9 protein-coding genes are annotated in these 10,914 nt (G+C 53.3%); all 9 read left to right on the plus strand.

The annotated features are described in order from the left end of the window. The first annotated feature begins 2 nt into the window (after positions 1-2). Positions 3-1,199 carry a glycosyltransferase gene (locus NNN64_RS08685; RefSeq protein WP_271441117.1) on the plus strand — a complete coding sequence of 399 codons (1,197 nt, stop codon included), beginning with the start codon at positions 3-5 and terminating at the stop codon, positions 1,197-1,199. Then, entirely contained in the window at positions 1,138-1,767 is a 630-nt protein-coding gene (locus NNN64_RS08690) for an acetyltransferase (protein WP_135322923.1), read from the plus strand. The genes NNN64_RS08685 and NNN64_RS08690 overlap by 62 nt, the downstream gene beginning before the upstream one ends. After that, positions 1,764-2,546, plus strand: a complete 783-nt coding sequence (locus NNN64_RS08695; protein ID WP_271441124.1) for a YaiO family outer membrane beta-barrel protein — start codon at positions 1,764-1,766, stop codon at positions 2,544-2,546. The genes NNN64_RS08690 and NNN64_RS08695 overlap by 4 nt, the downstream gene beginning before the upstream one ends. A 238-nt stretch (positions 2,547-2,784) precedes the next feature. Further along, entirely contained in the window at positions 2,785-3,414 is a 630-nt protein-coding gene (locus tag NNN64_RS08700; RefSeq protein ID WP_137384708.1) for a response regulator transcription factor, read from the plus strand. Then, positions 3,414-4,955 carry an MASE1 domain-containing sensor histidine kinase gene (locus NNN64_RS08705; RefSeq protein ID WP_271441118.1) on the plus strand — a complete coding sequence of 514 codons (1,542 nt, stop codon included), beginning with the start codon at positions 3,414-3,416 and terminating at the stop codon, positions 4,953-4,955. Before NNN64_RS08700 ends, NNN64_RS08705 begins: the two co-directional genes overlap by 1 nt. An 85-nt stretch (positions 4,956-5,040) precedes the next feature. Continuing rightward, positions 5,041-6,345 (plus strand): MFS transporter family glucose-6-phosphate receptor UhpC, encoded by a 1,305-nt coding sequence (uhpC, locus tag NNN64_RS08710; protein WP_271441119.1) that lies wholly within the window; start codon positions 5,041-5,043, stop codon positions 6,343-6,345. After that, a complete protein-coding gene (locus tag NNN64_RS08715) occupies positions 6,342-7,373 on the plus strand; it encodes an ABC transporter substrate-binding protein (protein WP_271441120.1) in 1,032 nt (343 codons plus the stop codon). Before uhpC ends, NNN64_RS08715 begins: the two co-directional genes overlap by 4 nt. A 136-nt stretch (positions 7,374-7,509) precedes the next feature. Continuing rightward, entirely contained in the window at positions 7,510-9,588 is a 2,079-nt protein-coding gene (locus NNN64_RS08720) for an ABC transporter permease (protein WP_271441121.1), read from the plus strand. A gap of 11 nt (positions 9,589-9,599) precedes the next feature. Beyond that, a complete protein-coding gene (gene fbpC / locus NNN64_RS08725) occupies positions 9,600-10,646 on the plus strand; it encodes a ferric ABC transporter ATP-binding protein (protein ID WP_271441122.1) in 1,047 nt (348 codons plus the stop codon). Positions 10,647-10,914: the final 268 nt, after the last annotated feature.

Raw genomic sequence — 10,914 nt, forward strand, 5'->3', positions numbered from 1 at the left:
ATATGAAAACAATAATTTTTATTATGATGAGCCTGTGTATATTACTCTGGTTCCTCACAACCTTAAAACGAAAACCTAGTTTACGTAAAGACAGTATTGACGCCATTATTCCGGCCTATAACGAAGGCCCTTGTCTGGCACAATCACTGGAAAACTTGTTATTAAATCCCTATTTTCATCGCGTCATATGTGTAAACGATGGCTCCACGGATGATACCGAAGCCATTATGCACAAGGTGAAAGAAAAATGGGGCGCTCGCCTGATTACCGTGACGCAAAAGAATACCGGGAAAGGTGGTGCCTTAATGAATGGATTAAACTATGCCACCTGTGAGCAGGTTTTTTTAAGCGATGCTGACACCTATGTCCCTCCTGATGGTGACGGTATGGGATTCATGTTAGCGGAAATAGAAAATGGCGCCGATGCCGTTGGCGGAATCCCCTCAACACATCTGTCTGGTGCAGGGTTGCTGCCACATATCCGTGCAACAGTAAAACTTCCGATGATCATCATGAAGCGGACATTACAGCAGTTGCTCGGCGGCGCACCTTTTATTATCAGCGGAGCCTGCGGCATGTTTCGTACTGACGTGCTGCGCAAATTTGGTTTTTCCGATCGAACCAAAGTGGAGGATCTCGATTTAACCTGGACCCTGGTCGCAAATGGTTATTGTATCCGTCAGGCAAACCGCTGCATTGTTTATCCTCAGGAGTGCAATACCCTGGGCGATGAATGGAAACGATGGCGGCGCTGGATCGTGGGCTATGCCGTTTGCATGCGTCTGCATAAGTCACTCATCCTCAGCAGATTCGGCATCTTCAGCATACTCCCCATGGTGCTGGTCGTGTTGTATGGCGTAGCAACCTATTTCATTACATGGCAGCACATCACGCTCACTATTGGCTCACATGCGATTGCGCTTTCCTTGTTTCCCATTATTTGGGTTGGAGTGGTTTGCTCAATTGGAGCATTTAGTGCCTGGTATCACCGATGCTGGAAACTTATTTTTCTTGCGCCCTTTTCTGTTTTTTATGTACTTCTGGCTTATTTAATTTGGATTGTATATGGATTTATTGCCTTTTTTACTGGACGTGAACCCCTACGTGACAAACCCACACGCTATACCGCGGTGGTGGATGCGCCAAACAATTACGCCCACCCAGCTACCCACGGTGGTGAAGAACTATCTAAAGCTTAGCGAACAGCATAATAAGTCAGTATCCATTGCACCTGGCGTTGTTATTGATGAAAGCGCAGGAGCCGTGACGATCGGTGCTGGCAGTAAAATTTGTCATGGTGCAGTTATTCAGGGGCCAGTCGTAATTGGAGCAGATTGCATTATTGGCAATTACGCCTTTATTCGACCAGGTTGCTTGATTGGCAATCAAGTACGTATTGGCTATGGCACCGAAATCAAAAACGCAGTATTGGAATCGACGGCCACCATCGGTCCCCAATGCTTTATTTCTGATTCGGTTATTGGCAAAGGTGCTTACCTGGGCGCACAGGTAAGAACCAGCAATCATCGCCTCGATGGTAAAACCGTGCATGTCAGGCTGGACGATGAAGACATTGATACCGGCTGCGAAAAATTAGGGTGTTATATCGGTCCCGGCGCGCGGCTTGGTGTTCAGGTCATTATTTTACCAGGTCGATATATCGCAGCTGAAAGTACGATTGGCCCACGGATAACCATCGAGCAAAACCTGCCAAAAGGTAAATACATCCTCAAACAAGAGATCTCCTGTCTCGTAGGTGAAGAATAATGAAAAGGACTTTATTTGTATCGTTGATACTCGGCACAGCTTCTCTCCCGGCAAAAGCAACCGACCTGAAGCTGACAGCCGGATACGACTTTACTGATTATTCGGCAGGGCATGGCACCCGTAACGTCATGTTCAGCGAATTAAAGACGCAGATTGACAATGGTGCCGCGATTTTCAATATTTCCGAAGGCAGACGCGATTACGACAACGGTGAATCATGGAACGCGTTACGTGGCCGCGCGACCGTTTGGTATAACTGGAATCAGTGGTTATCAACAAAAACGGGTCTGGCAATTGCCGAAAACACCCCCGTTTTTGCCAGACGCGATGCTCAGCAGGATATCAGCGTAAAAGTTCTGCCTAAAACCGTGTTTACCTTTGGTTATCGCTATGCCAACTACTTTGACGATACGGACGTCAATGCTTTTTCAGGCGGAGTATCGCTGTATACCGGACCGTTTATCACCTCATGGCGTTATACGCATTACGATACCGAAGATGCAGGGGGAAGCTATAGCCACATCGTTTCACTGCGTCTGAACGACCTGAACGGTAAAGGAAATACGCAGCTCTGGCTAAGCCGCGGAACGGGAGCCTATACCTATGACTGGTCACCTGACACCAAAAAAGGCACGTTAAAAAGCATCAGCCTGCGTCGCAATCAGCCGCTGACCGAGCAATTAACTCTCGGTCTTACACTCGGCAAACAATGGTATGACACGCCGGTTGAGAGCTATCACAGCCAGCAAATTCTCGCCGATCTCACCTGGCAGTTTTAAATCTCTCCCCCGCGATGGGGGAGAATCAACCCCCAATGAAATAGCCATTATCTCGGCCCTCACGCCGCCATCCGGCAATCAATGCCTGATGCGCTGCGCTTATCAGGCCTACACTCGCTACAACACCCGGCAAATTATTGCGATTTTGTTACATTCGTTACATAACTGCGCCTGGATGATTGCCAGCGTGGCGCTGGCAGGCATCATAGATATCCTTGTCAGGCAAGAGAGCAATATCATGATTCATGTTGTGCTGGTGGATGACCATGTGGTGGTGCGTTCCGGCTTTGCGCAATTACTCGGTCTTGAAGAGGATCTCGCCGTTATCGGCCAATACAGCAGTGCGGCAGAGGCCTGGCCGGCATTACTGCGCGAGGACGTCAATGTCGCGGTCATGGATATCGCCATGCCGGATGAAAATGGTCTGAGTCTGCTAAAACGGCTGCGGGCGCAAAAACCCGGCTTTCGCGCCATTATTCTCAGTATTTATGACGCGCCGACGTTTGTACAAAGCGCGCTGGATGCCGGGGCCAGCGGTTATCTGACCAAACGCTGTGGACCGGAAGAGTTGGTACAGGCGGTGCGCTCAGTCGGCATGGGAGGCCATTACCTGTGCGCCGATGCGCTGCGGGCGTTACGCGGTGGTGAGCAACCTGCACAGGTGCTGGAGGTATTAACCCCGCGTGAACGCGAGGTGTTTGATCTGCTGGTCAAAGGTGACAGCGTGAAAGAGATCGCCTTTAAGCTCGACCTCAGCCATAAAACGGTCCACGTCCACCGCGCGAATGTGCTGGGCAAGCTGCAATGTCACAGCACCATCGATCTGGTGCATTTTGCTCTCGACCACCAGTTGCTGACGGGGCATTAATGTCTCGCTCTGCTCGCCACTGGGTTATCTCTCTGTTTATTCTGCTGGCATGGGGTTCGGGCTGGCTAATGCTGTGGACGTTAGGTTTTTACCTGACCCATAACGGTCAGCAGGCGGCATTATTTCTGCCGCACGGCGTGTATCTCGCGCTCTTGATCCTGCTGTCCCGCCGCTACTGGCCCGCGCTGGTATTGCCGCCAGTGTTGATCCTGTTCTGGCTGCACAACGAACAGTTACTCAATGGTTATCTTCTGCTGGCCGCACCGCTGATAAGCCTGATACCGGCCAGTATCGGTCAGTCATACTGGCACCGCTTCCCGCTCTACTGGCAGCGGCTCACCTTGTTGCTGGCTGCCGTGACGGTCACGTCGCTGCTCAATACCACGCTGCTGTCTCCCTTTATTCAAAGCCCGGCGATGTTGATTGGGCTGGCATCGTTTACCGGTGGCGTGCTGCTCACCCCGTTTGTTTATCTGATCTACGAATTTCTGCGCCAGCAACACCGCTATCATTTACTCGGTCTGGATACGACCAATCCACCGCTGCGCACTTCACTTATCATCTGGTGCAGCCTGTTCTTTATTATTGGTATTGGCACGCAGATGGTGCTCTCGCCAGACATCGAACGCCTGCTGCTGATTGTTGTGTTCCTGCCCAACGTGGTGATGGCATGGAAATTCGGCTGGCAGGGCGGCGTTTTGTCCGGACTGCTCGGCAGTATGATGATCACCATCGCCCGCCAGATAGGCGTGGGATTTAGCAACCTCGTCGAACTGGAGATTTTCCTCGCCACCCAGGCGCTGCTGGGCATAGGGCTGGGAATCGCCATCAGCCGCCAGCAGCATCTGGCGCAAAACCTGCACCATTATCGCCAGCGTCTGGAAAGCGAACTGGCGGCCCGCCGCGCGTTAACTGAACAACTGATCCGCACGGAAGAAAACACGCGCAAAAGCCTGGCGCGGGAACTGCATGATGAAATTGGCCAGAACATTACCGCCATTCAAATTCAGTCTCAGTTGGTTAAACGTTCGCAGGGTCCTGAGCAAGCGCTCGACGCGGCGAACCAGATCAACGATCTTGCCCGGCGTATCCACCACTCGACCCGCCAATTACTGCGCCAGCTACGCCCGCCCGCGCTTGACGAGCTGTCTTTTAAAGATGCGCTACACCATCTGGTCAATGAATTTGCCTTTGCCGAACGGGGTATTCACTGCCGGTTTGATTACCGACTGGCAAATACGCCTGAAAATGAAACGGTGCGCTTTACGCTGTACCGTCTGTTGCAGGAGTTACTCAATAATGTCTGTAAACATGCCGATGCCAGCGAGGTGTCGATTGCGCTGCGCCAACGGGATCGCTGCCTGTTGCTGGAAGTCACAGACAACGGCGTGGGCATTCTTCCTGAAAAAATTCCCGGCTTTGGTATCCAGGGGATGCGTGAACGGGTCAGCGCGCTCGGCGGCGAGCTGACCCTCGAATCTAACCACGGCACGCGGGTAATTGTTAACCTGCCCACAAATTTGCAACAAACCGCCCCTTAACCAGGAAAAAGTCTTAGTCACTCCGGACTTTCTCTCATCCCCTTTTGCTTTCGCTTACCTATAGTCAGCACAAACGGAGACAGCTATGCATGCACGCTCAGCCAGCGAAACAGACCAACGTTATCGGGCACTACGTCCCCGGCTGCTGATGTGTATGGTGGTGGGATACGCCGCGTTTTACCTGACGCGCAAAAGCGTTAACTACGTGCTCCCGGCACTGCAAACGGATCTGGGACTGGATAAAAGTGATATCGGTCTGTTGGGATCGCTGTTTTACCTGACCTATGGTTTGTCGAAGTTTACCGCGGGACTCTGGCACGACAGCCATGGGCAGCGCGCATTTATGGGAATAGGCCTGTTCGCTACCGGCATCCTGAACGTGGTGTTCGCGTTTGGTGAATCGCTAACGCTGCTGCTGGCGGTCTGGACGCTCAACGGATTTTTTCAGGGCTGGGGCTGGCCGCCCTGCGCCCGCCTGCTGACCCACTGGTATTCGCGTAACGAACGCGGCTTCTGGTGGGGCTGCTGGAATATGTCAATCAACATCGGTGGGGCCATCATCCCACTGATTAGCGCCTTTGCCGCCCATTGGTGGGGATGGCAGGCAGCGATGCTGGCACCAGGGATCATCAGCATGGCATTAGGTATCTGGCTGACGCTGCAACTGAAAGGCACGCCCCGCGAAGAGGGACTCCCTACCGTTGGAGAATGGCGACATGACCCGCTGGAACGTCGTCAGGAGCAGCAAAGCCCACCGATGGGGTTGTGGCAAATGTTACGCACCACCATGCTGAAGAATCCGATGATCTGGCTGCTGGGGGTGTCGTATGTGCTGGTGTATTTGATCCGCATCGCGCTCAACGACTGGGGCAACATTTGGCTGACGGAAAGCCACGGCGTGAATCTACTCAGCGCCAATGCCACGGTGATGCTGTTTGAGGTCGGCGGCTTGCTCGGCGCGCTGTTTGCCGGCTGGGGATCGGATTTGCTGTTCAGCGGTCAGCGTGCGCCGATGATTTTGCTGTTCACGCTGGGGCTGATGGTTTCCGTCGCCGCGCTGTGGCTGGCGCCGGTTCACCACTACGCGCTGCTGGCTGTCTGTTTCTTTACCGTGGGCTTTTTCGTTTTTGGCCCACAGATGTTGATTGGTCTGGCGGCCGTCGAATGCGGACACAAGGCGGCAGCAGGTTCAATCACCGGTTTTCTCGGGCTGTTCGCCTATCTGGGGGCCGCGTTGGCGGGTTGGCCGCTGTCGTTGGTCATAGAACATTACGGCTGGTCGGGGATGTTCAGTTTGCTCTCGGTTGCCGCTGTCTTTATGGGTTTATTGCTGATGCCGCTGCTCATCGCGGGTATCGCCCCTTCTCTCAGTCAAAGGATAAAACAATGAAACTGACGCTTACCTCTACCCTGATTGCCTCTACTCTGGCGCTGGCTGCCTTCAGCAGTGCGGCACAAGCACAAGGTCGTCTGGTGGTCTATTGCAGCGCCACGAACGAGATGTGTGAAACCGAAACCAAAGCCTTCGGCGACAAATATGACGTGAAGACGTCGTTCATTCGCAACGGCTCCGGCAGTACGCTGGCGAAAGTCGATGCCGAGAAGAAAAACCCACAGGCGGATGTGTGGTACGGCGGTACGCTGGACCCGCAGTCTCAGGCGGGCGAAATGGGTCTGCTGCAACCGTATAAATCACCAAACCTCACACAAATCATGGAGAAATTCCGCGATCCGGCAAAAGTAAAAGGCAACCTCTCCTCCGCGGTTTATGTCGGTATCCTGGGCTTTGGCGTCAATACTCAGCGTCTGAAAGAGAAAAACCTGCCGGTGCCAAAATGTTGGAAAGATCTGACCAAACCGGAATACAAAGGCGAAATTCAGATTGCCGACCCGCAAAGCTCAGGCACCGCCTACACCGCACTGGCGACCTTTGCTCAACTGTGGGGGGAAGATCAGGCCTTTGACTACCTGAAACAGCTCAACGCCAACGTCTCTCAATACACTAAATCAGGCATTGCCCCAGCGCGTAACGCCGCCCGTGGCGAAACGGCGATTGGCATTGGCTTCCTGCACGACTACTCGCTGGAAAAAGAACAAGGTGCCCCGCTGGAGCTCATCTCCCCATGCGAAGGTACCGGCTATGAAATTGGCGGTGTCAGCATTCTGAAAGGTGCGCGTAACCTCGACAACGCCAAACTGTTCGTTGACTGGGTACTGTCAAAAGAGGCTCAGGAGCTGGCGTGGAAGAAAGGCAAGTCCTATCAGATCCTGACCAACACCACCGCCGAGACCTCGCCAAACTCGCTGAAACTCGACGATCTGAAGCTTATCAATTACGACATGGATAAGTACGGTTCCACTGACGTGCGTAAAGCGTTGATCAATAAGTGGGTTAGCGAAGTGAAGATGGGTAAATAAAACATGATGACCTTCTTCGGATAAGGTTACGTAGGCCGGATAAGGCAACGCCGCATCCGGCAACGATTGTCACCCTGAATGCCGGATGGCGCATACGCTTATCCGGCCTACATCAGGATTGAACACCGGAAACGCTATGTCACAGACACTTGCACTCCATCCCGTGAAAAAACGGGATGCGATATTCCTTTGGGTTTTGCTCGGCTGGCTGGCATTTGCTCTGCTGCCGAGCTGGAGCCTGGACTACGGTCTGCTGGAGTCGACGCGCGACGAAATTCTCGACGCCTACAGTTGGTCACATTTCAACATTAGCTGGCTATGGTATCTGCTGCCGAGCCTGCTGCTGGTGCGTCCGTTTAATGAAGCTCGACGCGAACAGCGCAGCCGCCATTATCTTGACGCGGGCTGGGCATTCTTCTGCATGGCCTTTATCGTTGCCAGCGCCACCCTTGAAGGGCGCGGCTTAGGTTATGCCACCATCGTACTGTTTGTCGCCCTGGGCGCAATCATGACCCTGGCGCTTACCCGTCTGGAATGGCTGGGTGGTGACCGTTTCGTCATCGGTTCGCTCACCGCGATTGTCGCGCTGATCGGTATTTTTATCGTCTGGCCGAGCATCGCAATTTTCATTCCGATGTTCACTAACGACACCGGGGAGTTTGCCCCGCTGGCGTTTATGAATGTGCTGTCCCAGGCGCATATTATTCAGGTGATCCTCAACTCGATTATGTTGTCGATTGCCGTTGGTATTGGCTGTACCTTCTTCGGTCTGGTGCTGGCGATCTACACCACCCGCATCGCCAAACGCAGCGCCATTATCGGACGTATTTTCTCGATTCTGCCGATCGTCACCCCGCCGTTTGTCGTTGGCCTGGGTGTCACCCTGATGATGGGACGCTCCGGCTACATCACCGAATTTATGGTCGAGTGGTTTGGCTTAACCAACACCAACTGGCTGTACGGCTTTACTGGCATTTGGCTGGCGCAGGTACTGGCCTTTACCCCGATGGCGTTTATGATCCTCGACGGCGCGATCAAAACCATTCATCCCTCGCTGGAAGAGGCGTCATACACCCTGCGTGCCAGCCGCTGGCAGACCTTTAACGGTGTATTTGTCCCGCTGCTGAAACCGGCGCTGGCGAACGCCTTTTTGATCGTGGTGGTGCAGTCGCTGGCCGACTTCAGTAACCCACTGGTGCTCGGCGGCAACTTCGACGTGCTGGCAACGCAAATTTACTTCTATATCACCGGCTCACAGCTCGACTACCAGGCCGCCAGTACGCTGGGCGCTTTCCTGCTGCTGTTCTCACTGCTGGTATTCTGCGTGCAGTACATGTGGATCGGTAAACGCTCGTACGTCACCGTTTCTGGTAAATCCTATCGTGGCGACGTGCAGCCGCTACCTGTCACGCTAGTGTGGAGCGTGGTTGCCCTGCTGGCGGTGTGGATTGCCTTTAACGCCCTGCTGTACGGCAGTATTTTCTACGGCAGCTTCACCGTCAACTGGGGCGTGGACTACACCCTGACGCTGGCGAACTTTACCAAATTGTTCGGCCAGGGAATGAGCGACGGTGCATGGCCTTCACTGCTCGATACCCTACTCTACGCCGGGATTGCCGCACCGATCACCGCCATATTCGGTCTGCTTATCGCATGGATTGTGGTGCGTCAGCAGTTCAAAGGTAAGAAGACCATCGAGTTCACCACCATGCTGTGCTTTGCCGTACCGGGTACCGTCGCGGGTGTGTCATATATTCTGGCCTTTAACAGCGCCCCGGTATACCTCACCGGTACCGCAGCCATCGTCATTATCTCGATGGTGATGCGTAACGTACCGGTCGGTATTCGTGCGGGTATCGCGGGCTTAGGCCAGATCGATAAATCACTGGATGAAGCCTCACTCAGCCTGCGTGCCGGTTCGCTGCGTACTATTACGCATATCCTGCTGCCGCTGCTGCGCCCGGCAATCCTCTCGGCGCTGATCTACAGCTTTGTCCGTGCTATTACCACCGTCAGCGCCATTGTGTTCCTCGTCACACCGGATACCCGTGTGGCAACGGCTTACATCCTCAACCGCGTAGAAGACGGCGAATACGGCGTGGCAATTGCCTACGGTTCAATTCTGATCGTGGTGATGCTGGCGATTATTTTTATCTTTGACTGGCTGATCGGTGAATCACGTACTTCCCGTTCAAAAGCCAAAAACCAGGCGTAATGGAGCGCACTATGACTCAGAAAAATTTCGTTGAACTGCGCAACGTCACCAAACGATTTGGCAGCAACACGGTTATCGACAATATCAACCTCACCATCCCGCAGGGGCAAATGGTGACGCTGCTCGGCCCCTCCGGCTGTGGCAAAACCACCATTTTGCGCCTTGTCGCCGGGCTGGAAAAACCAAGTGAAGGGCAGATTTTTATTGATGGCGAAGACGTCACCCACCGCTCTATTCAGCAGCGCGATATCTGTATGGTATTTCAGTCCTACGCCCTGTTTCCGCATATGTCGCTGGGGGAAAACGTCGGCTATGGTCTGAAAATGCTTGGCGTATCGCGCTCAGAGGTGAAGGCTCGCGTCAAAGAAGCGCTGGCGATGGTCGATCTGGAGGGTTTCGAAGACCGCTATGTCGATCAAATCTCCGGGGGGCAGCAGCAGCGCGTAGCACTGGCGCGCGCGCTGATCCTCAAACCAAAGGTACTGCTGTTTGATGAGCCGCTAAGTAACCTTGATGCCAACCTGCGCCGCAGCATGCGCGATAAGATCCGCGAGCTGCAAAAACAGTTTGATATCACCTCGCTGTACGTCACCCACGATCAGAGCGAAGCCTTTGCGGTGTCCGATACCGTACTGGTCATGAACAAGGGGCACATCATGCAGATTGGCTCACCGCAGGATCTCTATCGCCAGCCGGCCTCACGCTTTATGGCGAGCTTTATGGGCGATGCCAACCTGTTTCCGGCGACCTTCAGCGACAAATACGTGGATATCCACGGCTATCATCTGCCGCGCCCGCTGCACTTTGGCACGCAGGGGGAAGGCATGGTCGGCGTGCGCCCGGAGGCCATCACGCTTAGCGATCGCGGCGAAGAGAGTCAGCGCTGTGTGATCAGCCACGTGGCCTATATGGGACCGCAGTATGAGGTCACGGTGGAGTGGCACGGGCAGGAGATTCTATTGCAGGTCAACGCCACGCGTCTGCAGCCGGACGTTGGCGAACAGTATTACCTCGAAATCCACCCGTACGGCATGTTTATCCTGGCGGATGCGGCATAAGGTTTTGTGGCTTTGTAGGCCGGATAAGGCCTATATCGTTCAAAATCATTGACTATAATTTAATCGCAAATCAATCGTAATACTATGACGTTACGATTGATTTAATAATTTTGAAATATCAAATACGCGCACACGATTTTACAGTAAAAACATCCACAACATCACCTGCTGTTATGCAGATTGTATACCATCGGTTACAGATTCTACTATCAAAAAACGGACCGGATGATATTAATTTGATTATAAAAAAGGAAAGATCACCATAATA

The sequence above is a fragment of the Citrobacter sp. Igbk 14 genome (assembly GCF_028069825.1).
Lineage (GTDB): Bacteria > Pseudomonadota > Gammaproteobacteria > Enterobacterales > Enterobacteriaceae > Citrobacter.